This window comes from Streptomyces populi (assembly GCF_002911015.1).
Classification (GTDB): domain Bacteria; phylum Actinomycetota; class Actinomycetes; order Streptomycetales; family Streptomycetaceae; genus Streptomyces; species Streptomyces populi.
This window is the reverse complement of sequence record NZ_KZ626853.1, coordinates 61,506-84,703: the sequence shown is the minus strand read 5'-3', so window position 1 is coordinate 84,703 and position 23,198 is coordinate 61,506. Positions and strand designations below refer to the sequence as shown.

At 72.0% G+C, this 23,198-nt stretch carries 21 protein-coding genes, 2 tRNA genes and 2 pseudogenes; 9 read left to right on the top strand and 16 right to left on the bottom strand.

Translation table 11 applies throughout. The features are described 5' to 3' along the window. Positions 1-69: 69 nt before the first annotated feature. The 3 genes from CW362_RS10380 (at position 70) to CW362_RS10370 (ending at position 4,700) form a co-directional block, all read left to right on the top strand. Entirely contained in the window at positions 70-2,289 is a 2,220-nt protein-coding gene (locus CW362_RS10380) for an NADP-dependent isocitrate dehydrogenase (protein WP_103549093.1), read from the top strand. A 166-nt stretch (positions 2,290-2,455) separates the two neighbouring features. After that, positions 2,456-3,517 carry a right-handed parallel beta-helix repeat-containing protein gene (locus tag CW362_RS10375; protein ID WP_103549092.1) on the top strand — a complete coding sequence of 354 codons (1,062 nt, stop codon included), beginning with the start codon at positions 2,456-2,458 and terminating at the stop codon, positions 3,515-3,517. A 154-nt stretch (positions 3,518-3,671) separates the two neighbouring features. Next, entirely contained in the window at positions 3,672-4,700 is a 1,029-nt protein-coding gene (locus CW362_RS10370) for a methyltransferase (RefSeq protein ID WP_103549091.1), read from the top strand. 86 nt (positions 4,701-4,786) lie between these two features. Here CW362_RS10370 and CW362_RS10365 read toward each other — a convergent pair whose 3' ends face one another. From CW362_RS10365 to CW362_RS10335, 7 genes are all read right to left on the bottom strand, one after another. Next, positions 4,787-5,119, bottom strand: a complete 333-nt coding sequence (locus CW362_RS10365) for a TcmI family type II polyketide cyclase (protein WP_103549090.1) — start codon at positions 5,117-5,119, stop codon at positions 4,787-4,789. Positions 5,120-5,150: 31 nt separating this feature from the next. Continuing rightward, entirely contained in the window at positions 5,151-5,630 is a 480-nt protein-coding gene (locus tag CW362_RS10360) for an SRPBCC family protein (protein WP_103549089.1), read from the bottom strand. A gap of 1 nt (position 5,631) precedes the next feature. Beyond that, a complete protein-coding gene (locus CW362_RS10355) occupies positions 5,632-5,892 on the bottom strand; it encodes a phosphopantetheine-binding protein (RefSeq protein WP_037617929.1) in 261 nt (86 codons plus the stop codon). A 29-nt stretch (positions 5,893-5,921) separates the two neighbouring features. Then, positions 5,922-7,169: a ketosynthase chain-length factor gene (locus CW362_RS10350; protein WP_103549088.1), complete on the bottom strand. Its 1,248-nt coding sequence runs from the start codon at positions 7,167-7,169 to the stop codon at positions 5,922-5,924. Further along, positions 7,166-8,434, bottom strand: a complete 1,269-nt coding sequence (locus CW362_RS10345; protein ID WP_103549087.1) for a beta-ketoacyl-[acyl-carrier-protein] synthase family protein — start codon at positions 8,432-8,434, stop codon at positions 7,166-7,168. The genes CW362_RS10350 and CW362_RS10345 overlap by 4 nt, the downstream gene beginning before the upstream one ends. Further along, positions 8,431-8,913 (bottom strand): cupin domain-containing protein, encoded by a 483-nt coding sequence (locus tag CW362_RS10340; protein WP_103549086.1) that lies wholly within the window; start codon positions 8,911-8,913, stop codon positions 8,431-8,433. The genes CW362_RS10345 and CW362_RS10340 overlap by 4 nt, the downstream gene beginning before the upstream one ends. A 65-nt stretch (positions 8,914-8,978) precedes the next feature. Continuing rightward, entirely contained in the window at positions 8,979-10,103 is a 1,125-nt protein-coding gene (locus CW362_RS10335) for a SchA/CurD-like domain-containing protein (protein ID WP_103549085.1), read from the bottom strand. A 233-nt stretch (positions 10,104-10,336) separates the two neighbouring features. Between CW362_RS10335 and CW362_RS10330 the strand changes: the two genes are divergently transcribed. The 3 genes from CW362_RS10330 (at position 10,337) to CW362_RS10320 (ending at position 13,622) form a co-directional block, all read left to right on the top strand. Next, positions 10,337-12,004, top strand: coding sequence for an FAD-dependent oxidoreductase (locus CW362_RS10330; protein ID WP_103549084.1), 1,668 nt, complete (start codon positions 10,337-10,339; stop codon positions 12,002-12,004). 287 nt (positions 12,005-12,291) lie between these two features. After that, a complete protein-coding gene (locus CW362_RS10325) occupies positions 12,292-12,912 on the top strand; it encodes a hypothetical protein (protein WP_103549083.1) in 621 nt (206 codons plus the stop codon). Continuing rightward, positions 12,912-13,622, top strand: coding sequence for a hypothetical protein (locus CW362_RS10320; protein ID WP_206300921.1), 711 nt, complete (start codon positions 12,912-12,914; stop codon positions 13,620-13,622). The genes CW362_RS10325 and CW362_RS10320 overlap by 1 nt, the downstream gene beginning before the upstream one ends. On the opposite strand, the gene CW362_RS10315 is transcribed toward CW362_RS10320, so the two are convergent. From CW362_RS10315 to CW362_RS10285, 7 genes and pseudogenes are all read right to left on the bottom strand, one after another. Next, positions 13,517-14,323, bottom strand: a complete 807-nt coding sequence (locus CW362_RS10315) for an ATP-grasp domain-containing protein (protein WP_103549082.1) — start codon at positions 14,321-14,323, stop codon at positions 13,517-13,519. The two genes, CW362_RS10320 and CW362_RS10315, sit on opposite strands and share 106 nt — an antisense overlap. Before the next feature lie 260 nt (positions 14,324-14,583). Further along, a tRNA-Pro gene (locus CW362_RS10310) sits at positions 14,584-14,657 on the bottom strand. 123 nt (positions 14,658-14,780) lie between these two features. Beyond that, positions 14,781-15,548 carry an NPP1 family protein gene (locus tag CW362_RS10305; protein ID WP_103549081.1) on the bottom strand — a complete coding sequence of 256 codons (768 nt, stop codon included), beginning with the start codon at positions 15,546-15,548 and terminating at the stop codon, positions 14,781-14,783. A gap of 288 nt (positions 15,549-15,836) precedes the next feature. Next, positions 15,837-17,282, bottom strand: a complete 1,446-nt coding sequence (locus CW362_RS10300; protein WP_338069055.1) for a hypothetical protein — start codon at positions 17,280-17,282, stop codon at positions 15,837-15,839. A 353-nt stretch (positions 17,283-17,635) separates the two neighbouring features. Further along, positions 17,636-18,718, bottom strand: a complete 1,083-nt coding sequence (locus CW362_RS10295; RefSeq protein ID WP_103549131.1) for a maleylacetate reductase — start codon at positions 18,716-18,718, stop codon at positions 17,636-17,638. Continuing rightward, positions 18,715-18,976, bottom strand: a pseudogene (locus tag CW362_RS10290) (dioxygenase family protein); the annotation flags it as partial. The pseudogene CW362_RS10290 and the gene CW362_RS10295, both read right to left, overlap by 4 nt. Positions 18,977-19,462: 486 nt before the next feature. Continuing rightward, positions 19,463-19,597 (bottom strand): annotated as a pseudogene (locus tag CW362_RS10285) (6-chlorohydroxyquinol-1,2-dioxygenase); the annotation flags it as partial. Between the two features lie 233 nt (positions 19,598-19,830). On the opposite strand from CW362_RS10285, the gene CW362_RS10280 reads away from it, so the two are divergent. Continuing rightward, positions 19,831-20,367, top strand: a complete 537-nt coding sequence (locus tag CW362_RS10280) for an NUDIX hydrolase family protein (protein WP_206300920.1) — start codon at positions 19,831-19,833, stop codon at positions 20,365-20,367. A 230-nt stretch (positions 20,368-20,597) separates the two neighbouring features. On the opposite strand, the gene CW362_RS10275 is transcribed toward CW362_RS10280, so the two are convergent. Continuing rightward, positions 20,598-21,299 (bottom strand): 2-phosphosulfolactate phosphatase, encoded by a 702-nt coding sequence (locus tag CW362_RS10275; protein ID WP_103549079.1) that lies wholly within the window; start codon positions 21,297-21,299, stop codon positions 20,598-20,600. A 188-nt stretch (positions 21,300-21,487) separates the two neighbouring features. After that, positions 21,488-21,561 (bottom strand) — tRNA-Pro (locus CW362_RS10270). Between the two features lie 100 nt (positions 21,562-21,661). On the opposite strand from CW362_RS10270, the gene CW362_RS10265 reads away from it, so the two are divergent. Beyond that, entirely contained in the window at positions 21,662-22,186 is a 525-nt protein-coding gene (locus tag CW362_RS10265) for a DUF309 domain-containing protein (RefSeq protein ID WP_103549078.1), read from the top strand. Positions 22,187-22,396: 210 nt separating this feature from the next. Further along, positions 22,397-23,167: a precorrin-6A synthase (deacetylating) gene (cobF, locus tag CW362_RS10260; protein ID WP_103549077.1), complete on the top strand. Its 771-nt coding sequence runs from the start codon at positions 22,397-22,399 to the stop codon at positions 23,165-23,167. The last annotated feature ends 31 nt before the right edge of the window (positions 23,168-23,198 follow it).

Genomic DNA, 23,198 nt, shown 5'->3' with positions numbered 1-23,198 from the left:
GTCGAGCCGGGGGCGCTCACGAGATATCTTGATGTCGAGCAATGTTGCAGACGTGGAGCGGAGCACCCGGTGACTGACTCGACCATCATTTACACGCACACTGACGAGGCCCCGGCCCTGGCGACGTATTCGTTCCTGCCGGTGGTCCAGGCGTACGCCTCTCAGGCGGGTGTCACTGTGGAGACCCGTGACATCTCGCTGGCCGGGCGCATCCTCGCCCTCTTCCCGGAGTTCCTCCAGGAGGACCAGCGCATCGCGGACGCCCTGTCCGAGCTCGGTGAGCTGGCCAAGACGCCCGGCGCGAACATCATCAAGCTGCCGAACATCTCGGCGTCGATCCCCCAGCTCAAGGCCGCGGTCGCCGAGCTCCAGGCGCAGGGCTACGCGCTTCCGGACTACCCGGACGACCCGAAGTCGGACGAGGAGCGCGACATCCGCGCCCGTTACGACAAGGTCAAGGGCAGCGCCGTGAACCCGGTCCTGCGCGAGGGCAACTCCGACCGCCGCGCCCCCGCGTCGGTCAAGAACTACGCCAAGACCCACCCGCACCGCATGGGCGCGTGGTCGCCCGAGTCGAAGACGAACGTCGCCACCATGGGCGTCGACGACTTCCGCTCCACCGAGAAGTCCGCGGTGATCTCCGAGGCCGGCGCGCTGCGCATCGAGCTGGTCGGTGACGACGGCTCGACCACGGTGCTGCGCGAGTCCGTACCCGTCCTCGCGGGCGAGGTCGTGGACGCGTCCGTGATGCACGTCGCTCCGCTGCGCGAGTTCCTGACCGCGCAGATCGCCCGCGCCAAGGCCGAGGGCGTGCTGTTCTCGGTGCACCTCAAGGCCACGATGATGAAGGTCTCCGACCCGATCGTCTTCGGCCACGTGGTGCGCGCCTTCTTCCCGAAGACGTTCGCGGCGCACGGCGAGACGCTCGCCGCCGCCGGTCTGACCCCGAACGACGGTCTCGGCGGCATCTTCAAGGGCCTCGAGGCGCTCCCGGAGGGTGCCGAGATCAAGGCGTCCTTCGACGCCGAGCTCGCCGAGGGCCCGGCCCTCGCGATGGTCGACTCCGACAAGGGCATCACCAACCTGCACGTGCCGTCCGACGTCATCGTCGACGCCTCGATGCCGGCCATGATCCGCACCTCCGGCCACATGTGGGGCCCGGACGGCCAGGAGGCCGACACCCTCGCGGTGCTGCCGGACTCCTCCTACTCCGGCGTCTACCAGGCCGTGATCGAGGACTGCCGCGCCAACGGCGCCTACGACCCGTCGACCATGGGCTCGGTCCCGAACGTCGGCCTCATGGCGCAGAAGGCCGAGGAGTACGGCAGCCACGACAAGACCTTCGAGATCCAGACCACCGGCACGGTCCGCCTCGTGGACCAGGCCGGCAACGTGGTGATCGAGCAGACGGTCTCCGCCGGCGACATCTTCCGCGCCTGCCAGACCAAGGACGCGCCGATCAAGGACTGGGTGAAGCTCGCCGTCACCCGCGCCCGCGCCACCGGCGACCCGGCTGTGTTCTGGCTGGACGCGACCCGCGCGCACGACGCCAACCTGATCGCCAAGGTCGAGCAGTACCTGCCGGAGCACGACACCGAGGGCCTGGACATCCGCGTCCTCGCCCCCGTCGAGGCCACCAAGCTCTCCGTCGAGCGCATCCGCCGCGGCGAGAACACCATCTCGGTGACCGGCAACGTGCTGCGTGACTACCTGACCGACCTGTTCCCGATCCTGGAGCTGGGCACCAGCGCCAAGATGCTGTCGGTCGTCCCGCTGATGGCGGGCGGCGGTCTGTTCGAGACGGGCGCCGGCGGCTCCGCGCCCAAGCACGTCCAGCAGCTGGTCAAGGAGGACTACCTGCGCTGGGACTCGCTCGGCGAGTTCTTCGCGCTGGTGCCGTCCCTCGAGCAGTTCGCGAAGACCACCGGCAACGCCCGCGCCCAGGTCCTCGCCGACACCCTCGACCGCGCCACGGCGACCTTCCTCGACGAGGACAAGTCCCCGACCCGTCGCGTCGGCGGCATCGACAACCGCGGCAGCCACTTCTACCTGTCCCTGTACTGGGCGCAGGAGCTGGCGCGGCAGACCGACGACACGGACCTCGCCAAGGCGTTCGCCCAGTTCGCCGAGACGCTGGCCGCGCAGGAGCAGACGATCGTCGGCGAGCTGAACGCGGTCCAGGGCAACGCGGCCGACATCGGCGGCTACTACCAGCCCGACCCCGCCAAGGCCGCGAAGGTCATGCGCCCGTCCGCCACCTGGAACGAGACGCTGGCGACCCTCGCCTGATCCACCGCACCACCTCGCGGACACGACTCCGCACACGCCGCCCCGGCCGGATCCTCCGGCCGGGGCGGCGCCGTCGTGAGGTCCTCCCGGCGCGTCACGGTGACACGTCGGGCCACCTGGGCGATCAGCGGTGGCGGGGCGGAACACCCGTTCATAGCTTCGGCCCATGACCAGACAACAGATGGCCTACCTCGCGTGCACGGCGGTCGTCGTGGCGTCGGGAGTGGGCGCGGCCCTGCCCTCCGACCATCCGTCCGTGCACCTGGTACGCCAGGGTGAATCCATCCAGAAGGCCGTGGACTCGGCGCGGGCGGGCGACACCGTCGTCATCGCCCCCGGCACCTATCGCGAGAGCGTCACCATCACCGCGCGGGACGTGACCCTGCGGGGAGCGGGCGCGAAGTCCACCGTCATCGTGCCGAACACCGCCGCCACCGACGCCTGCGCCAAGGCGGGCAACGGCATCTGTGTGACCGGGACCGACAGCAAGCGCGTCCGCGGCGTCACCGTCGCCTCACTGACCGTCAGGGGCTTCGCGAAGCAGGGCCTGTGGGCGACCGGGACCGACGGGCTGACGGTGCGCCGGGTGACCGCCGAGAAGAACGGCCAGTGGGGCATCGCCGAGGAGAGGTCCGTGCGGACCAGGTTCGTCCGCAACATCGCGAAGGACAACGGCGACGCCGGCCTGTTCGTCTCCAACACGGTCACCACCGAGGAAGGAGCCCGCGACACCCTGGGAACGGTGATCGCCCACAACATGATGAGCGGCAACCGGATCGGCATCACGGTCCGCCGCGTGCGGAACCTGACCGTCGCCCGCAACGAGGCCACCGGCAACTGCACCGCGGTGTTCGTCGTGGGCGACGAGAACAAGCCGCGCGTCGGGAACCTGTCCGTCCGCGGCAACTACATCCACGCCAACAACAAGTCCTGTCCCAAGACCCCCCGGCTGCCCGCCTTGCAGGGCTCGGGCATCGTCCTCACCGGCGCGGAGGACACGCGGGTGACGCACAACAGGGTCGAGGACAACGTGGGCACGTCCCCGCTGTCGGGCGGCATCGTGCTCTTCAAGAGCTTCGTCGGCGCGCTCAGCGAGCGCAACGAGGTGCGCGACAACGTACTGCTGCGCAACGGCCCGTCCGACCTCGCCAACCGCGACACCGCCGGCAAGGGCAACACGTTCCGGGGCAACACCTGCAAGGTCTCCGAGCCCGCCGGAATGTGCTGAGGTCCCGGCCCGTCCGCACGGCCGGGTCCGCGCCCCCGTACAACCCGGTCCTCCCTCCGTACTCCCCCGCCCTCCCCCCGCCCGGACCGGTCCGCCCCCGTACGGACCGGTCCGGTCTCCCCCCGGGGGCACGACATCAGAAACGAGGCATCGAATGACAACTGTCGAACAGAGTCCCCCGCCGTCGATGCAGCTGAGGGAACTCGTCTTCGGCGCGGCCCGCGCCGCCGCCGTACGCGCCGCCGCCCGGCTGGGTGTGGCGGACGCACTGGACGACGTCCCCATGAGCGCCGAGGACCTGGCCGCCGCGGTGAAGACCCAGCCGGGAACCCTGCGCCGGCTGCTGCGCGCCCTGTCCTGCCAGGGCGTCTTCGCCGAGCGCCCCGACGGCACGTTCACGCACACGCAGATGTCCCGGCTGCTGCGCGAGGACGACCCGAACAGCCTGCGCTACATCGCCCTGTGGTGCACCGAACCGTGGACGTGGAACGTCTGGCCGAAGCTCGACGAGGCGGTCCGCGACGGCGGCAACGTCTTCGAGGACGTGTACGGCAAGGAGTTCTTCCCGTATCTCAACGAGGACGCCCCCGAGTCCGCCCACGTCTTCAACCGGGCCATGACGACGTCCAGTTCGCAGTCCGCCCAGGACGTCGCGAAGCTGCTGGACCTGCGGGGCGTGAAGTCGGTCGCCGACATCGGCGGCGGACAGGGTCACGTCGTGGCCAGTCTGCTGGAGAAGCACCCCGGCATGCACGGCACCCTGCTCGACCTGCCGGGCGTGGTGGAGAACGCCGATCCGCGGCTGCGCGAGGGCGGGGCACTGGCCGGCCGGGTGCGGATCGTGGCCGGGGACTGCCGTGAGGAGATCCCGGTCCAGGCGGACGTGTACATCATCAAGAACATCCTGGAGTGGGACGACGAGAGCACCCGCAGGGCGCTCGCGAACGTCCGCGCGGCGGCCCGGCCCGGTGCCCGGGTCGTCGTCATCGAGAACCTCGTGGACGACACCCCGTCGATGGGGTTCACGACGGCCATGGACCTGCTGCTGCTCCTCAACGTCGGCGGTGCCAAGCACACCCGGCAGAGCATGGTCGACCGGCTCACGGCCGCGGGCCTGGTCATCGGCGAGATCCGCCCGGTGAACCCCTATCTGCACGCCTTCGAGTGCACCGTTCCCGGCTGACCGGGCGGCGCGCGGAGCACGACCCGAGGCCGCCGGTTCCGCTTCGTCGCGGAGCCGGCGGCCTCGGGTCGTGTCACGGTGTCCGCTCAGGGGGCGGCGTCCCGCTCCCAGCGGTAGAAGCAGTGCGCCATGGCGTCCTTGGGACTGCGCCAGGTCTGCGGGTCGTACGCGCTGACGTACGCCGACAGCTCCTCGCTGACGCTCCGGAACTCGGGGTGTCCGGCCACCTTCGCGATGGCGGGACCCGGGTCCCGTTCCGATTCGATGAGGTGCAGGTACACGTCGCCGAACTGGAAGAGGCTGCGCCGGCTGACCCCGATGAGGTGCGGGAGTTCACCCCGGTCGGAGGCGGCGAACACCTCGGAGATCGCCGGGGCCGAGTCGGGTGCCATGCGGGCGACGATCAGGGCGTGGTGCATCGGGTGTCCTTTCCTGTGCCGCGTCCGGCGGTCAGCGGGGCACGGCGGCGGGGCTGCGCCGCTCACGGGCGGCCTGCTCGATCCGGTCCCGGATGAGGGCCATCTGCGTGACGGAGTTGCGGTTGATGTTGTCCGTCATCCAGTCGTCGTCGACCGGGGCGTCGGGCTTCATCGCGAAGTCCTGCACCCAGCGCATGTGGGTGCCGGCCGGGGTCTCCTCGTACTCCCAGCGGATGTTCATGTGCGCGAACGGTCCCGTCTCGACGCGGCGCGCCCGCACGGTCCGCCCGGGACGGTCGACGGTGCGCTGCGAGACCCAGCTCCACACCTTGCCGTTCTCGTCCGGGTGCATGGTGAGGCGGAAGGTGGTGGTGTCGCCGTCGCGGGTCAGGACCTCGAGGGACGCGTACTCGCTGAAGAGCCGTGGCCAGTTCTCGATGTCGTTGGTGATGTCCCACACGAGGTCGAGCGGGGCGTCGATGACGACGCTGTTGTCGGTGTGTCCGGCCACTTCAGGCTCCAGCCTTGAGGGTGTCGTTGACGAGGTCGAGGAACTCCCGCGGGGTCTTGCAGCGCTCCGCGTCGGGGGGCAGGGGCCGGCTGTACCGGTTCTCCAGCTCGCCGACGATGCCGAGCAGACCGAGCGAGTCGAGTCCGAGGGTGCCGAACGGCGCGTCGAAGGACTGCGCGAGTTCGAGGGGGTCGACGGTGATCCCGGCGGCCTTCTTCATGAGCGCGGCCAGTTCGTCGACGGTCACTTCGGTGGTGATCATGTGGTTGTTCTCCTCACGTGCGGCCCGGACTACCGGGCGTGGTCGCCGCCGCTGCGCACGACCAGGGCCGCGTTGGACCCCATGAGTCCCCTGCTGAGGACCAGGGCCGTGCGCAGTTCGGCGGGGCGGGCGTCCGACGTCACCAGGTCGAGGTCGTGGCAGACGTCGAACACGTTGGGGGTGGGAGGGATCTGGCCGTGTTCCATCGCAAGGACCGCGGCCGCGGTGTCCAGCAGGGGTGCCCCGCAGTAGGCCCGTCCGATGCCCGTCTTGGGCGCGGTGACGGGGACCCGGGTGCCGTGCGCCCCGAGGGCGTCGGCGATGGCCAGGGCCTCGGCGCGGTCGGCGGCCGGGACGCCCAGGGCGTCGGCGAAGACGACGTCGATCTCCTCCGGGGCGCAGCCGGCCTCGTCGAGGGCGCCCCGGATCGCGTGGGCGAGCCCTTCCCGTGACCGTTCCCACCGCGAGGCCCCGGTGAAGGTGGCCGCGTGTCCGGCCACGATTGCCCGGATCTCCGCGCCCCTCTCGCGCGCACGCCGCTCGTCCTCGACGACGAGCATGGCGCCGCCTTCCGCGGGCACGAAGCCCGAGGCTCCCTCGGTGAAGGGGCGGTAGGCGCGGCGGGGGTCCTCGACGGTGCTGAGCTCGGGGTAGCCGAGCTGGCAGACCATCGAGTACGGGGCGAGCGGCGCCTCCGCGGCGCCGACGACCATCGCCCGGGTGCCGCGCCGCACACCGCGGGCGGCGTGCGCGACGGCGTCCAGTCCCCCGGCCTCGTCGCTCGCGACGACTCCGCACGGCCCCTTGAATCCGCCGCGGATGGAGATCTGGCCGGTGCTGGCGGCGTAGAACCAGGCGATGGACTGGTACGGGCCGACGAACTTGGAGCCCTGGCCCCACAGTTTCTGCAGTTCCCGCTGGCCGAACTCGCCGCCGCCCGATCCGGCGGCGGTGACCACGCCGACGTCGTACGCGTCCTCGGGACCGGCCGCTCCGAGGCCCGCGTCGTCGAGGGCGAGGACGGTCGCGGCCATCGCGAAGTGGCTGAAGCGGTCGGTCTGGACGAGGAAGCGCTCCTCGATGAGGTCGGCGGCGTCGAAGGCCCGTACCTCACCGGCGACGCGCAGCGGCAGGTGTCCGCATCCCTCGCGGGTGATGCCGTCGAGGACGCTGAGGCCCTCCCTGACGGACTTCCAGTAGGCGTCGGCGCGCAGTCCGTTGGGCGCGATCACACCGATGCCGGTGATGGCCGCGTTCGGGGGGCGCTGAGTGCTCATCGTGTCCTCCCAGCCGGCCCGGTCAGGAGCACCGCGGACTGGAATCCGCCGAACCCGCTGCCGACGGAGAGCACGTTCCTGAGCTTCCGGGGGCGGGCGGTGCGCGGCACGTAGTCCAGGTCGCACTCGGGGTCGGGGGTCTCGTAGTTCGCCGTGGGCGGCACCACCTGGTGCTTCAGGGCGAGGACGCAGGCGACGACCTCGATCGCGCCGATCGCGCCCAGCGAGTGGCCCACCATGGATTTGATGGAGCTCATCGGCGTCCGGTGGGCGTGCCCGCCCAGGGACCGTTTGACCGCGGCGGTCTCGTGCCGGTCGTTCTGCCGGGTGCCGGAGCCGTGCGCGTTGACGTAGTCGATGCGCGTGGGATCGAGACGGGCCTGGCCGAGCGTGCTGTCGATGGCCCGGGACATCTCCAGGCCCTCGCTGGTCAGACCGGTCATGTGGTAGGCGTTGCCGTAGGTGGCGTAGCCGCCGATCTCGCAGTAGACGTGCGCGCCACGGGCCCGTGCGTGCTCGTACTCCTCCAGGACGAGTACGGCCGCGCCCTCGCCCATGACGAAGCCGTTGCGGTTGGCGTCGAAGGGCCGGGAGGCGTGCTCGGCGTCGTCGTTGTCGGGCGAGGTGGCCTTGATGGCGTCGAAGCAGGCCATCGTGATCGGGGATATCGGCGAGTCGGACGCCCCGGCTATGCAGACGTCGGCGCGGCCCTCCTCGATGGTGTGGAAGGCGTATCCGACCGCGTCGAGTCCGGAGGTGCATCCGGTGGAGACGGTCTGGACCGGCCCCTGTGCGCCGAACTGCTCGGCGACGACCGAGGCGAGCGTGCTGGGCGCGAACGCCAGGTGGAGTTTCGGGTCGGCCCTGCGGTGGTCCACGTCCCACCGCGCGCCCGACTCGCTGACCTGGACGTAGTCGTGTTCCAGACGGGTGGTGCCGCCGACGGCGCTGCCCAGGGAGACCCCCACGCGCCAGGGGTCTTCCCGGTCCGGATCGAGGCCGGAGTCGCGGACGGCCTCCCCGGCCGCGACCACGGCGAACTGGATGTACCGGTCGACGTGTTCGATCAGCTCGGGGTCCAGGCCGTGGGCGAGCGGGTCGAAGTCGCATTCGGCGGCTATGCGCGAGCGCAGGCCCACCGGGTCGAAGAGCGTTATGCCCCGGGTCGCGGTGCGGCCGCCTTCGAGGAGGTCCCAGAACGCCTTCGTCCCGATGCCTCCCGGAGCGACCACACCGATGCCGGTGACAGCCACCCGCCGCGTCACTTTATGGCCCCGCTTCGTTCGGACGGCTGTCCGTGGTCCGGCGCGGACAGGTGGGGCACGGCCGTCATGAACTCGGGGCTCGGCACGGAGTCGTCGGTGGCCTCCGTGTCGACGTGCCCGAGGCTCGGGCGCGGGGCGAGCGGGCCGAGGTGGAAGACCATGCGGGCCTCCTCGTCGCCGACGTTGCGGAAGCGGTGCCGCATGTCGATCGGGATCAGCAGCCCCTGGTCGGGCCGGAGCGCGAACGCCTCACCGTCCAGGTCCACTTCGAGGGCGCCGCTGACGACGTACACGAACTCCTCGGAGTACGGGTGGTAGTGCTCGCCGATGCGCTCGCCGGGCTGGATGATGGCCATGCCCATGAAACCGCTGGTCGACCCCACCGTGGCGGGTGTGAGCAGGGCCCGGACGTCTCCTCCGCGCCTGCGGTTGGGCTCCGTCTCGCTCAGGTCCACGATGCGTGGATGGTGCTGGATCATGCTTGAACCTCCGGGTGTGGCGAGGACGTCGGACGACGTCCGGGGACGCGGGCTGCGGCGGTCCGTCAGGAGGGCCCCGAGCTCCGGTCGGTGATGGGCAGCATGTCGGCGTGCGACAGGAGGCGGTTGATGTTGCGTTCCGTCTCCAGGGAGCCTTCGACCCCGATCGCGGCGCCGTCGAGGAGCCGCTCCAGCTCGGCCGCCTTCTTGGCTCCCTTGAGGCCGAGGGAGGCGACGGGGTCGAGGTCCAGGTCGCCGGTGATGTCGATGAGCCGCACCACGATGTCGTCGCGCTGGAAGACGGTGCTGCTGTGCACCGGGCTCGCCGGGTCGTCCGCCGCGGCCTCGTCCTGGTGGGCGAGCAGCCGGGCCAGTTCCATCCCGCAGCCCTTGCGGGCCGGGTAGAACAGCGCGTGCCGGGTCACCTTCGCGGGCTCCTCGCCGCCGGAGACCACGTGGTGCACGGCGGGGAGCGCGGCGCGGGTGAAGAAGACCCGTGCCGATTCGGGGTCGCTCAGGTCCCGGTCCTGCTCCAGGTAGGGGTTGATGGCCTCCTCGACGGCCCGCACCTCGGGCTGGCGCGACACGTGGCGCAGTGCGGCGAGGAGGTCGCCCTCGACCTCCACGGCCCGTACGACGCGGTTGCCGTGCATGAACAGCGAGGTGCGGCGCAGCCGGGTGGTGTCGTCGACCTGGGCCTGGGGCGACTGGTACCCGGCCAGGATCTCCGCGACCTTCGACTCCGATCCGGGCTTGACGGTGAAGGTGAGGGCGTGGCGCGCCACCCCGTTGCCCACGCGGGCCTCGACCTGGCGGGGCGCCCTGGCCGGCTCCGCCGTGAGCGGCTCGGCGGGACTGGTCTCGCGCAGGATGCTGTAGCGCATCGACCGGGTGTCGCGGACGCAGCTGTGCATGGGCCGGACGGTCTCGACGTGCTCCTCGCTGTTCACCCAGGCCAGGAAGGGCGGGGCGCTCTCCCACTCGCTGGTGATGAGCCACTGCGAGGGGTTCTCGATCGACTGGCAGAGCTGGTCGCTGATGTGACCGGGGACCGAGGCGACCTGGTTGCGCATGAGTTCGTAGGCGTCGAGGAACTGCTGCTGGGCGCCTTCGTACAGGTCGAGCAGCAGGATCACCCGAAGCTTCGAGCCGTCGAAGGCCGACTGCGCGATACGTCCCGAGTTGGACATTGCGGCACACCTCTCCTTTTCGTCACGGAAGTCCGGAACGACCGCGGTATCCGAAACGCCGGGGCCGCCATGTGCTGATCGTTGCCGCGAGCCCGGGACTGCGCGAGTCCCGCGGGTCAGCCGAGTGAACCGCGCGCCATCCGGGTGCCCCTGCCGCGCGAACCGGCCCGCACCGGGCATGGAATCTGCATCCCATCCCTGACTCGCGTCCCCGGCGGCGCTGGAGGCAATCGATGAACCGATTCGAAGAGGCCGGCGAGAACGGTCTCCACACGCCCGTCCTCGTCGTCGGCGGCTCACTGGTGGGCCTCTCGACCTCGCTGTTCCTGGGGCGCCTCGGGGTGCCGCACGTCCTGGTCGAGAAGCACGCGGGTACCTCGATGCACCCGCGCGGGCGCGGCAACAACGTGCGCACCATGGAGATCTTCCGGGTGGCCGGCGTGCAGCGGCGCATCGAGGAGGCGGCGTCGGTCCTCGCGGACAACCACGGCATCCTGCAGACGCCGACCCTGGTGGGCGACGCCGGGGAGTGGCTGTTCAAGGAGATCGACCCCGGCGGCGGGCTGGCCCGCTTCAGCCCGGGGGCGTGGTGCCTGTGCAGCCAGAACGACCTCGAACCGGTGCTGCTGAGGAGTGCCCGGGAGCTGGGCGGCGACCTGCGGTTCTCGACCGAGCTGATGTCCTTCGAGCAGGACTCCGACGGGGTGACGGCGAAGGTCAAGAGCCGGGAGACCGGCGAGCACACGACGATCCGCGCGGACTACCTCGTCGCGGCGGACGGTCCGCGCAGCCCGATCCGCGACGCCCTGCGCATCGGCCAGACCGGACCTGGCGACCTGTTCCACAACGTGAGCCTCACGTTCACCTCCCGGGACCTGGCCGAGGTCGTCGGCGACCGCCGGTTCATCGTCTGCTACCTGACCGATCCGGCGGCCGACGGTGCCCTGCTGCCCGTCGACAACGAGGAACACTGGGTCTTCCACGCTCCCTGGCACCCCGAACACGGGGAAACCCTGGAGGAGTTCACCGACGAGCGGTGCGTGGAGCACATCCGGCGGGCCGTGGGCGTGCCGGATCTCGACGTGGAGATCACCGGCCGGGCGGCCTGGCACGCGGCCGAGCGGGTCGCCGAACGGTACGCGCGGGGGCGGGTGTTCCTGGCCGGCGACTCGGCCCACGAGATGTCCCCGACGGGGGCGTTCGGCTCCAACACCGGTATCCAGGACGCCCACAACCTCGCCTGGAAGCTGTCCGCGGTGCTGGCGGGCTGGGCCGGCCCGGGTCTGCTGGAGTCCTACGACGCCGAGCGCCGGCCGGTGGCGGAGGCGACGAGCGCCCGCGCCTCGTCGCGTTCGGTCGAGCACAGCCACCCGGGGTACACCCCGGAGCCCGCGGCGGTCGGGCAGGGCGGCCCCGGCGGCAGGAAGGGCGGGATCCTCAACGTGGCGCTCGCCTACCGCTACCCGCGCGGCGCGGTCCTCGGCGCCGACACGGCCGCTCCGGTCGTGCCGGAGGGCGTACGGCTGACGGGCGAGCCGGGGACCCGGGCGCCGCACATGTGGCTGACCCGCGCCGGCTCCCGGATCTCCGCCCTCGACCTGTACGAGCGTTCCATGGTGCTGCTGAGCTCGGCGGACGGCACCGGCGCCTGGCACGCGGCGGCGAAGGACACGGCCCGGCAGCTGTCCGTCCCGCTCGACTCGTACCGGATCGGCGGCGGGCCCGAGGCGGACCTGGTTCCCGCGGGCGACGCGGACTGGGCGCAGGTCCACGGCGTGAGCGCGGAGGGCGCCGTGCTGGTGCGCCCCGACGGCTTCGTCGCCTGGCGGTCCGAGGGGCCGTCCAAGGATCCCCGGACGACTCTGCGGAAGGCCCTGATCGCCCTGCTGGACCAGGCCTGACCCGCCTTTCACGGACGGCGGTCCGCGGCCGACGCCGCCCGGACACGGTGCGCGCGGGAGAACGGCCGGAGGCCGTACCGGCGGCGCACGGAGGAGGAGAACCCGAGGCCGTGTCGGAATTCCGACACGGCCTCCGGCCACGACTTCGGTGCTGCCCCCGCCGCTGCCCGCCCCGCACCGCCTCGGGAACGACCCTGCCCGGCCGACCGGGCTCCAGGTGCCGTCCGTCGTGCGCGTGAGCCGATATTCCGCGGCGCCCCGGGCGAGGTGTCCGCGACACTGGAGCGGTGATCGTCATACACGCCGTGCTGGAGACCAGAGCCCTGCCCGACTTCTCGTTCTGGCCGGTCGCCGAGCAGCCGCCGTACCGCCTCATGTCGTTGAGCGGTGCCCTGAGCCCCGACCAGGCCGGCACGGCCATGGCCACCCTCGCCGACTACAACAGCCACCGGGCCGACGTGGGGCAGGCCGGGTCGGCCGCCGCGTTCCTGAGCTCGCTGCTGGGCGAAGAGGGCTTCGTCGCCCCCGGCGGACTGCGGGTCCAGGACACGGACACCGGTACGACCGTCACGCCCGGGTGCTGCTGCGGGCTGGAGGACTGGCGGGAGTGGCTGGAGATCGCCGACGGAGGGGAGACATGGCTCGGCCACGACCCGACTCCGTGGACCGAGCAGCTCGGCGAGACGGTTCTGCTGCGCCCGGACGGCGAGATCCCTGGACCCGTGATCGAGATTCCCCGGGCGGAACTCACCCGGCTGCTGCTCGGCGTGCAGCGGGACCTCGCCGATTTCCTCCTGCTGGTCTCGGTCTGGGCCGCCCGGCACGCGCCTGAGTCGGCCGAAGCCATGGTCGAAGCGTTCGACCGGTCCCTGGCGATCACCGCACCCTTGCGAAGGGCCCGCGTCTGATGGCCAGCTTCCTGACGCATCACCACATCGTCCTCGACTCGACGCTGCCGGTCCGGCGCCGCCACGCGGCACTGCGGACCTGTCTCACCCTGTACGCCCCGTACGGGTTCCGGGCCACCTACCACCATCTGACGGTCAGCGCCCGAATACCGCGCGACCTCTCGGCCGATCCCGAGTCGCTGACGCGGGCGGCGACCGAACTCCACGAAGCGCGGCTGCTCCGACTGGCCGAGGACGCCCGGTACACCGAGCGGCGGCGACGCGAGAAGCAGGCCGGCCGACGGGTGCCCCGACGGCCGGGAACGTGGTGGCACCTCCACGGGCGGCACACGTGCTTCCAGACGGATCCGCTCTGCCACCCGGCCCTCCCTCTCCCCGCGTTCGTCCGCCGCCAGATCCTCCTGGCGCACAGCGAACCGGTGCCCGGCTGCGCTCACTGCGGCAACGAGCAGCCTCCGGTGTCCCGTTCGACCGGCCACGGATTCATCGACCTGTGCCGCGGCTGCGGGGCGGTACGGCGCTCCTGCGCGTGCGGCCGGTCCCACTGTCTGCGTCCCCGGGAGAACACCCTGTGGCCGCGTCTGTGGCGCCGGGAGCACATGACTCACGACGGACTGCCCAACCCGCACTGGCCGGGCGGCATCGAGGACCGCATCGCGGGGCTGCGGCTGTGGTGCCCGGCGGAATCGCGGCCCCGGAGCGACGGATGAGTCCTGTTCCCGTGCCCGGCGGCCCTCCCCTCAGGCGTCGGGCGCTTCGGCCGGGGCGGACACGGTGCACAGGGACCCGCGATCGCCGGGGGCGACCAGGTCTCGTGGGCCGGCGGCTCGCAGAACGACCTCCGGGACCCGGTCGGATCGGCCGCGTAGCCATGGGCGGACCAGGGCATGTTCGCCTCCACCACCGCCCACCGTTCGCCACCGGTGTCGGGGTCCTGGCCGAGGCCGACATCGACGACCACGGCGCTGGGCAGCGAGCCCCGCTTCCGAGACCAGCACCGGGGTGTCGGGGCCGATCCGCTCGCCTTCGTGCGGCAGCCGGTGCCGTCGGCGTAGACGGCCGCGGGGAACTGCTTGTCGCTCGGTGGTTCGACGAACAGCGGGCGGCCGGCGCTCCACGCCTGCGAGAGCGTGGTCGGCGTGATCCGTCGGCCGGTGAACTCCTCGGGCAGCTCGGCGAGCCAGGCGTCGGCCGGCTCCAGCAGCCCCGGGCCCGGCCGAGCGGCGACCCGGTCCGCCGCCGGCGGCCCGCCGTACCGGTGCACAGCGCGCCCGGCCAGGGCGTCCACCACGTCCGGACCGTCCGGTACGACGTGCTCCAGACCGCGCCGCCGCGCCGCTTCCGCGACGAGCAGGGCGGTGCTGGCCTCATGGGCCGTGGTGAGGAACACCACCCGCGCGGGAGCGTTCACCGCGCTCGGGCCGGAACGCGTGGACGACCTCCGTGTCCCCGGTGAGCCCCGGGCGGAAGTCCGGCTGCCCGGGCAGGCCCGGCCGCCGGGGCCGGCGGACATCCGCCGTGCCGGCGTGGCCGCCCGCCCACGGACAGCGCTCCCCGGAACGACGGCCGGTGTCGGACGGATGCGGGAGCCGACCCCCGGAACACGCCGGAGGCCGTTTCCCCGTGAACGGGGAAACGGCCTCCGACCTCCGACAACGGGGCGAACCCCGGTCGGGACGACAGGATTTGAACCTGCGACCCCTTGACCCCCAGTCAAGTGCGCTACCAAGCTGCGCCACGTCCCGATGCGTCTCCCTCGCGGTCTCCCGCGTGTTCGCGCACCCGAACCTTACCGCACGCCGGTGGACGGCCGCACACGCAGGGTCATCGCCGCAGCGCAGCGGGGGCGGTGTCCCCCGAGGGGCCGGTCAGGCGTTGGGGTCGAAGGCGATGCCCGCCGGCTTGGCCTTCGAGAGGTGGGAGCTGAAGCTGTCGTCCCTGAGGCCGAAGTGGGCGCTGCCGAAGTCGTACGCGGTCAGCTTGTCGCGCAGTCCGGCGGGGTAGCCGTTCCAGCCGACCAGGGTCGGGAACTGCCAGGTGTGGTAGTGGTTCTCCGGCGGCTCGTCATTGGTGTTGGCGGGCCGGAAGCAGTGCGTGCCGATGCCGTCCTTGTGGTAGACGATCTTGGGGTGGTTTCCGTCCCAGCGGATCTGGTCCCGGTTGTAGATGTTGAAGTTGCCGTGGGCGGACGTGGAGACGTACTTGGCCTGGTTGTCCTGGACCCACACCACGACGTGCTCCCAGTCGTTGCGGTGTCCGCCGAGACCGCTGCCGATGACGGCCTGGTCCTTCTCCATGTAGAGGCCGTAGATGATGGCGCACCAGCCGTTGTTGCACTTCTCGCGGGAGTACCCGTTGGTGTTGTCCAGGTCCCAGGAGTCGCGGCAGTTGCCGTTCAGGGCCCCGGAGGGCTTGAGTCCGGGATTGATCGTCCCGTCGGGGCCGATGGCGGGGGTCGGGTAACAGCCGTCGGTGTCGTAGTCGAAGGCCGGCTGGAACGTGCTCTCCAGTGCGTCCGCGTTGCCGGGCAGGGCCCTGGGCGGGTCGGCGAGGGCGCTGCCCGGGAAGGCGACGACCAGCGCGACGGCGCTGCCGAGGACGAGCGCGACCCTGCGGGCCCGCGAGCTTGATGTCACTGCTTCCTCCAGATCGACCGCGGCGTGGGGGCGGGGCAGACCAGGCGGTCGTCTTGGCATGCCCAGATCAGCCTTCCGGGCGAGCGGGAAAAACACCAGGGGCCGCGGGTCTCGGAGCGATGAAAGATATCCCAACGGGGAGGTAAGCAAAGCCTGTTGGGGTGCATCGAATTCCGATGCACCCCAACTCCCGTACCCGTCAGCGTGGTTGCTGGTGGGGACGGGAGGTGCGCCGCCCCCGGATCTGCCGTCCTCCGACTCCAGGTGGACCTCGGACGCGCCCGGGACCTACACGTGACCGTCGGCGAGCTTCCACTCCCGGTGCAACACGCCCAGAGGGATCGCACGTCGGAACACAGGAGTGCCGAAGACGGACAACTGCATCCGCAGGGTTCCGGTCAGGTCGACACCACCGTAGAGAGCCCAGTCACCCGCCGCGGCGACGTCCGTCCTCCCCGTGGACCCGATCGCGGTCGTGGCCTCGGCCGAGCCCGCGACCTCTCCCCGCAGATACGGGGCCAGGTCGGCGGTGACACCGACGGCACCGTAGAGGCCGACGGTGGCCTCGGCGCCGAGGGCCGACTTCACCCGTCCCGCCGCGGTGACCGAGGTACGCACCGGACTGCTCGTCATGTGCGACTCGTCGACCGGCGTCCACCCCCGGGCAGGACCGAAGGTGCCGCCAGCCTTGAAGTCACCCTTGAGATGCTGCTCGACGTCGACCGTGACGGTTCCGTCGGCACCGATCTCGAAGTAGCAGGTCAGATCGAGGTTCACCACGACGGGAATCGGGCCGACCTGGAGAACGGGGTCGGCGTGCAGCTTGGCGAACGGCACCCGCCGGGGCTGCGCAGAGGCGGCGGCGCGCCCCTTCACCGCCCACTGCGCGTCCCAGTCGCCGGAGACACCGAGATAGGCCGCTCCGGGCCCGGAGCGGGCCGCGTCACCGCCGTAGGAGAAGTCGACGTCGGGTGCGACCTGCACGAACCCGGACACGGATGCCGCCGCCGAGGCCGGCGCCCCCGGCGCCGTCGCCACCTTCGCGTCGACATCGATCCGCAGGCTGCCGAGCGGAACCTTCGCGCCCTCGGGGCCGACGCGGACGCCTCCGGCCCTGGCCCAGGAAACCTGCACGTCCGGCAGCAGCTTCTCGATGTCGAAGGACGCCGGATCGACGGGGACGGAACCCTTGGCGTCGTCGTCACCCAGCAAGGCGTCCAGGGTCGTCGGTGCGGTCTGCACCTCGACGCCGGCACCGCTCTCGCCGATCACCTCGGTCACCTTCGCCAGCAGGCCGTCGGGGGCGCCGGGCGCGGGAGCGCTGGCGATGACATCGCCCACGGTGGTGCCGTGCGGCTTCACCGTGCTCCCGGCGGACGGGGACGGAGTTTCCGTCACCCCTCCGCCCGAACCACCTTTCCCCACGGTCGATATGACGGCCCGTCGGGTCTTGCTGTCGTACGACGTCACCTTGAGCGCGGCGCGGTGCGCCCGGCCGCCCGGCGCGCCGGGACGGGCGACGGCGGTCGAGGTGGCCGCCGCCTCGGGGGCCGCGGCGACGGCGAGCGGCCGCCCACCGTCCGTGGAGGAGGAGGCGGAGGCCGCGACCGGCCGGGCACGGTCGGCCCGGGAGGACGGTTCCGCGGAGCTCGCGGAGCAGCCGGCGACGAGGAAGAGGGCGGATGCGGCGAGCACGGGCACTACTGCCCGCGAGGGCCGCTTGCGGATACGCAAGGTCAGTCCTTGAGGAGGGTGGGGGGTGGCTATGGATTACCGACGGGTAACCAGAGGCGAGAGTGTCATGAACCCGTGAAGCCCCGCCGCACGTTTCGGCGCCCAACGGGGTGATGTGCGCCACCCCCGCCCGAAACGACCCGAAGAGTCGTCGACCGCTCAATCAACCTGCGCCGCAACGTAAGTGACGTATCGTCAGTCATCACAGAAACCAGACGGTTCGACGGGCCCCGCCCGGCCGCTCCCCCGCGGCGCGACCATCCCGCCATCGCCGAAGAGGGGAAGCCGCCCCCTGCCGCTTCCGGAGCGGCGGAAACAGCACGCCGCCCCTGGGGAGTTTCGCTCCGCCGCCCCTAGGGGGTTTCGCTCCGCGGCTCCCAGCCCTCGTAGGCGGCCGTCAGCAGTCCGAGGACGCCGTTCGCGGTGACCTCACGGGGGTTGGGGAAGGACTCGGCGGCCAGCTGGGTCGCCGCTCGGGCCAGGTCGGCCTCCTTCATGCCGAGTTCGGCGAGAGTGCGGGGAGCGCCGAGGCGGCCCGCGAGCTCCCGCAGGGCGCGGGGGACGTCGTCGGTGTCCAGGGCCCGCGCCAGGACGGCGACCGCCTCCGGCGCGGCGGCCGCGTTGTGGGCGAGGGTGTACGGGAGGAGCACGGTGTGGGTCTCGGCGTGCGGCAGACCGAAGGTGCCGCCGAGGACGTGGCACAGCTTGTGGTGCAGGCCCATGGTCGTCGAGCCGAGGCAGGAACCGCAGAGCCAGGCGCCGTACAAGGCCCGCCCGCGCGCCTGAGGATCCCCGGGGTCCGCGGCCACTCCGGGAAGGGCACCGGCCATCGCCCGTACGCCTTCCTCCGCCATCAGGGAGACCAGCGGGGAGGCGTCGGGGGCGTACAGCGCCTCGACCGCGTGCGCGAGGGCGTTGACCCCGCTGGTCACCGAGAGCGGGACCGGGAGGCCGAGGGTGAGGTCGGGGTCGTAGACGACACAGCGCGGCTGTACGGAGGAGTCGCGTCCGGTGCGTTTGACCCCCTGCTCGGTCAGACCCCACACGGACGTCATCTCGGAGCCCGAGTAGGTGGAGGGGACGGCGATCAGCGGCAGGCCGGTGCGCAGCGCGATCGCCTTGCCGAGGCCGATCGCGCTGCCGCCGCCGACGGCGACGCACCCGTCGGCGCCCGCGGCCCGCACCGCCTCGACGGCCTCGTCGGCGACCTCGACGGGTACGTGCATCCGGGCACCGGAGTGGACCCCCGCGCAGCTGTCGCCGAGCGCGGCCGCCACCGCGTGCGCGGCCTCCGTCCCCCGGCCGCCGGACACGACGAGCACCCGGTGCAGCGCGAGCCGCGCGACCTCCCCGGGCGTCGCGGTCACCGAGGCCCCGGACCGGAAGACGACCCGGACGGGCCGGGTCTCGTGGGTGAAGTCGAGCGGGGTGGTCATGCCGGCTCCAGTACGAGGTCGAAACGGGCGTGTCTGAAGGGGTTCGCGACGCCGAACTCCCGCGCCAGCGCGGGGTCGTCGGTCTCGGCGAAGTCCTGGACGAGGCTCCTCTTCACGGCGAAGACGGCGTCGGAGTCCAGATAGGGACCGCCCGCCACGAAGATGTGCGTGGATGCGGGCGGGGCGCCAGGGGTGGCGGCCGGTGCCCCCGAGCAGGGCGCCGACCGGGTCGTCGACGGGGATCGGGTACGGGTACGGGTGAGCGGGTCATTTGACATCCTCCCCCTCCTGAAAGGAAGGGGATTCCAGCCCGTACGGGCTGGGGTTCACGGGCGCTCGAACGGTCGGTGGCCGTTGTCACCCCTCCGGCACCGGCTGTTCGCCGGAGGCGGGGGATCCCGCCCTGTCCTGCCGCGACGTCGGCTGCTGCGTTGGTGTCGGCGTTGCAGGTGAAGCCGCAGGAGGAACAGACGAACTCGGCTCGGCTCTCGCGCGAGTTCTTGTCGATCCTCCCCCACTGCCTCAAGGGCGTGGGAGGTGCCCCCAGCAAACGCTGCGGCGCAGACTGGTGCAGGGCGGCGGCAAGGTTCCAGACGTACCGGGCGTGCGCGCAGTGGCCGAGCATGACGCCCACCTGCCCACTCGTCGGATACATCCGAAACCGCGCCATGACCATGAACCTAGCCAACACGTTCCCCGACCGCGCACATCATCGACCGGCATCACCCGTGCGAGTGATCACCCCGGCCGGGTCTCGCGGACGAAGGCGTGCAGATGGCGGGTGAGCGAGCCGAGCAGTTCACGCAGCCCCGGATCGGCCGTGTCCGCGAAACCGTCGACGACCGCGTCAGTGATCCCGGTGGTGAATTCCCCGGCCATGCCGCTCCCGTGGTAGAGCCGGTCGTCCTGCCGAGCGCGCCCAGGCTACGAGGCCGCCGGGGCGCACCGCCCCGGGCCGGCGGACCTGCGCGCCGTGTCCGGCCCCAGGACCGGAACGTCGTGGCCGGAACGTCGTGGTCAAAGCCGAAGAACACACAATGACCCTTTCGGTGGGGCATCGTTGACCTGGAGCATCACGCCCGCAGCGGACGCACGGAAAGTATGATCAAGCAATGTCTGACTTGACCGAAACCACGCCCGGCTGGCTGTCCCGCGACGAACTGGAATCGGCCCGCGCCCGCATGCCGATCCTGTACGTCGAGGCCGTACCGGTGCGCGTCGACGACAACGGCGAAGTCACCCACGTCGGGCTCCTGCTCGGCATCGGTCCGGACGGAACGGTCACCCGCTCCCTCGTCTCGGGCCGGGTGCTGCACCACGAGCGGGTCCGCGACGCCCTCCTGCGTCACCTGGAGAAGGACCTCGGTCCGGTGGCCCTCCCCCGGATCCCGGCCTCCCTGCAACCCTTCACCGTCGCGGAGTACTTCCCGACGCTCGGTGTCACGCCGTTCCACGACCCGCGCCAGCACGCCGTGTCCCTGGCGTACATCGTGCCGGTCACCGGCGACTGCCGCCCCCGGCAGGACGCCCTGGACCTGGTCTGGTTCAGCCCGGAGGAGGCCGCGTCCCCCGTGGTCACGGACGACATGCCGGGCGGCCACGGCGTCCTGCTGCGGCAGGCGCTGGCGTACGTCGGACGCATCGCCTGACGCGGGCCGCCGAGACGCCCCGGACACCGAGGACGGGAGCGGTCCCGCCCGGAGGGGTGGCCGGGGCCGCCCGGTCGCTCCCCGGACCGCCGGTCGGCTCCGTGCCGGTTCAGGAACGCCCACACAGATGACACGTGTGCCGCCCGTGACCGACCGCGCCCGCGTCCCGTCACGGGCGGCGAACGCGTCGGCCGGCTCCCTGCGCGCCGGGAGCCGGACCTGGGCCGCGGTCAGACCGCGGTGCCCTGGGCCGGCGGGGCCACGGCGCGCGGACGCAGGACCATGAGCGAGTCCTCCGGGGCCGCCACCATGGCGAAGGGGAACCGGTCGAGCTCGAGGCAGAGCGCGACGTCATCGGGATGGACCCCCTCGCGCACGCCCGTCGCCAGCTCGACGGCGGCGCGCGAGTCGGCGGCACGGCGGAGGAACCCGGTCGCGTCCGTATCGGCCCCGGCGGCCCTGCGGGCGATGTACTGGGCGCACGCCAGGTCCTCGTCGGCGCGCCCGTCCTCGCCGGTGACCACGAACGTGACGCTGTCGCACCCGCGCGCCCGCAGGACCCCGGCCGTCGCCTCCGCCACCACGAAGCCGGCGCACAGCACCAGCGACGCGCCCTCGACCGCGAGGGCGCCGACGGTCCCCGCCGTGGTCTTCTGCACCACGGTCCGTCCGCCGAGGTCGAGGGAGCGCAGCAGGCCCGGCGAGTTGACGGTGTCGAAGCCGGGAGCGGGCGGCCCGTCCTTGAGCGCCACCCAGTCCGGGTGACGGGCCTTGAGCGCCAGCGCGTCGGCCGGCGACCCGGCGAGAACGATCTTCTCCGCCCCCTGGGCGAAGGCCCACGCCGCCACCGTGAAGGCGCGCATGACGTCGACCACGACCGCCACGGACGGGGTTTCGGCCAGCTCGGCGATGCCGAGGAAACGGGCGTCCATCCGGCCATGATCGCGCACGACCGACCCGGAAGAGCGATGAGTGACTCACATCACACCGGTGGTCCCGGGGTCCGGGACCGGCATTCGTCCGGCCGACGCCGGGCCCCGGTGTCGGCCGCGTCTCCCGGAACAACGGAAAAGGCCGCTCCCGCATGAGCGGAAACGGCCTGCGACCTGCGTCGAGCAAGTCGGGACGACAGGATTTGAACCTGCGACCCCTTGACCCCCAGTCAAGTGCGCTACCAAGCTGCGCCACGTCCCGGTGCCTTCACCCGCGGTGCCCCGCGTGATCGTGCGAACAGAACTTTACCCCACTCCGGAGGCTGTTCCGCAGGGGGCCGGGGGCACGCGACAATCGGCGTATGACCGGGACATCCGAGACGCGGCAGGCCGACGGGCGCGATCGCGACGCCGAGGGGCGGGCCCGGAACGCCCGGCCCCGCGACGGACTGGGGCGTCCGCTGCCGTACGGCGAAGCAGGGGTGGAGCGGGCGCCTGAGGGCGTCGTGCGCCGTCCCGGGGAGACGGTCACCGAGGCACAGGCCCTGCTGGACGCGGGCAGGCCGTTCCACGCGCACGAGGTCTTCGAGGACGCCTGGAAGTCCGGCCCCGCGGACGAGCGCGGACTCTGGCGGGGACTCGCCCAGCTCGCCGTGGGGCTCACCCACGCGGCGCGGGGGAACGCGACGGGCGGCGCGCGGCTGCTGCGGCGCGGCGCCGGGACGGTCGAGGAGTGGACGTCGACGACCGGGCGGCCACGGCCGTACGGCCTGGACCTCACGGAGATCACCCGCTGGGCCGGGGAGCTGGCGGCCGTCGTGGAGCGCGACGGCCGACGGGTGGACGCGGCGGGGGCGTCGCCGCGGCTGCGCGGCCGGGCCGCCTGACGACGGCGGACCACCGGGCCTGCACCCCTGCACCCCGGCGCGCAGGCTCGGGGTCCCGTCGGCGCGTCCGCCCTCCGCCGTCCGCCCTCCGCCGTCCGCCGTCCGCCGTCCGCGGGTGCGGAGCACGAATCCGGCCGGCGCGTCCACGGTCAGCGGAGCCCGGGTCCGGCCGGTGCGTCCACGGTCAGTGGCGTACGGCAGACTCTCGGTGTGCGAAAGATTCATGTCATCGGCATCGGAGCGGGCGACCCCGATCAGCTCACGCTACAAGCGGTCAAGGCGCTGAGGAGCACCGACGTGTTCTTCATCCTGGACAAGGGCGAGGTGAAGTCGGACCTCGTCCAGCTGCGCCGCGACATCCTCGACGCGCACATACCCGAGGGCGGGTACCGCCTGGTCGAGGCGCGCGACCCGGACCGGGACCGGACCGCGGGCGGCTCGGCGTACTCCCCCGCCGTCGGGGACTGGCGCAGCGCCCGCGCCGCCATCTACGAACGGCTGATCGCCGAGGAGCTGGGCGAGGACGAGAGCGGCGCGTTCCTGGTGTGGGGCGATCCCGCCCTGTACGACAGCACCCTCGGCATCCTGGAGGAGATCCTGGACCGGGGCGCGGTGGCGTTCTCGTACGACGTGGTGCCCGGCGTCAGCAGCGTCTCGGCGCTCGTCGCCCGGCACCGCACGGGACTGAACCGGGTCGCCCGGCCCGTGCAGATCACCACCGGCCGACGGCTGGCGGAGGGCTTCCCCGACGGGGTGGACGACGTGGTCGTGATGCTCGACGCCCACCAGACGTTCCGGCGGTACGCGGACGAGGACATCGACATCTACTGGGGCGCCTACATCGGCACCCCGGACGAGATCCTCGTCTCCGGCCCCCTGGCCGAGGTCGCCCCTCTCATCGAGGAGCTGCGCGCCGAGGCCCGGGAGCGCAAGGGATGGGTCATGGACACCTATCTGCTGCGCAGGAATCCGGGGAGCTGAGGACTCCCGGCCGGCCCGTACGCCGGGCGGG

Excerpts from the sequence above, each read along its gene's own strand:
- CW362_RS10375 (WP_103549092.1), top strand. The coding sequence starts at position 2,456 with ATGACCAGACAACAGATGGCCTACCTCGCGTGCACGGCGGTCGTCGTG.
- CW362_RS10370 (WP_103549091.1), top strand. The coding sequence starts at position 3,672 with ATGACAACTGTCGAACAGAGTCCCCCGCCGTCGATGCAGCTGAGGGAA.
- CW362_RS10365 (WP_103549090.1), bottom strand. The coding sequence starts at position 5,119 with ATGCACCACGCCCTGATCGTCGCCCGCATGGCACCCGACTCGGCCCCG.
- CW362_RS10355 (WP_037617929.1), bottom strand. The coding sequence starts at position 5,892 with ATGATCACCACCGAAGTGACCGTCGACGAACTGGCCGCGCTCATGAAG.
- CW362_RS10350 (WP_103549088.1), bottom strand. The coding sequence starts at position 7,169 with ATGAGCACTCAGCGCCCCCCGAACGCGGCCATCACCGGCATCGGTGTG.
- CW362_RS10340 (WP_103549086.1), bottom strand. The coding sequence starts at position 8,913 with ATGATCCAGCACCATCCACGCATCGTGGACCTGAGCGAGACGGAGCCC.
- CW362_RS10335 (WP_103549085.1), bottom strand. The coding sequence starts at position 10,103 with ATGTCCAACTCGGGACGTATCGCGCAGTCGGCCTTCGACGGCTCGAAG.
- CW362_RS10330 (WP_103549084.1), top strand. The coding sequence starts at position 10,337 with ATGAACCGATTCGAAGAGGCCGGCGAGAACGGTCTCCACACGCCCGTC.
- CW362_RS10320 (WP_206300921.1), top strand. The coding sequence starts at position 12,912 with ATGGCCAGCTTCCTGACGCATCACCACATCGTCCTCGACTCGACGCTG.
- CW362_RS10295 (WP_103549131.1), bottom strand. The coding sequence starts at position 18,718 with ATGACCACCCCGCTCGACTTCACCCACGAGACCCGGCCCGTCCGGGTC.
- CW362_RS10280 (WP_206300920.1), top strand. The coding sequence starts at position 19,831 with ATGTCTGACTTGACCGAAACCACGCCCGGCTGGCTGTCCCGCGACGAA.
- CW362_RS10275 (WP_103549079.1), bottom strand. The coding sequence starts at position 21,299 with ATGGACGCCCGTTTCCTCGGCATCGCCGAGCTGGCCGAAACCCCGTCC.
- CW362_RS10265 (WP_103549078.1), top strand. The coding sequence starts at position 21,662 with ATGACCGGGACATCCGAGACGCGGCAGGCCGACGGGCGCGATCGCGAC.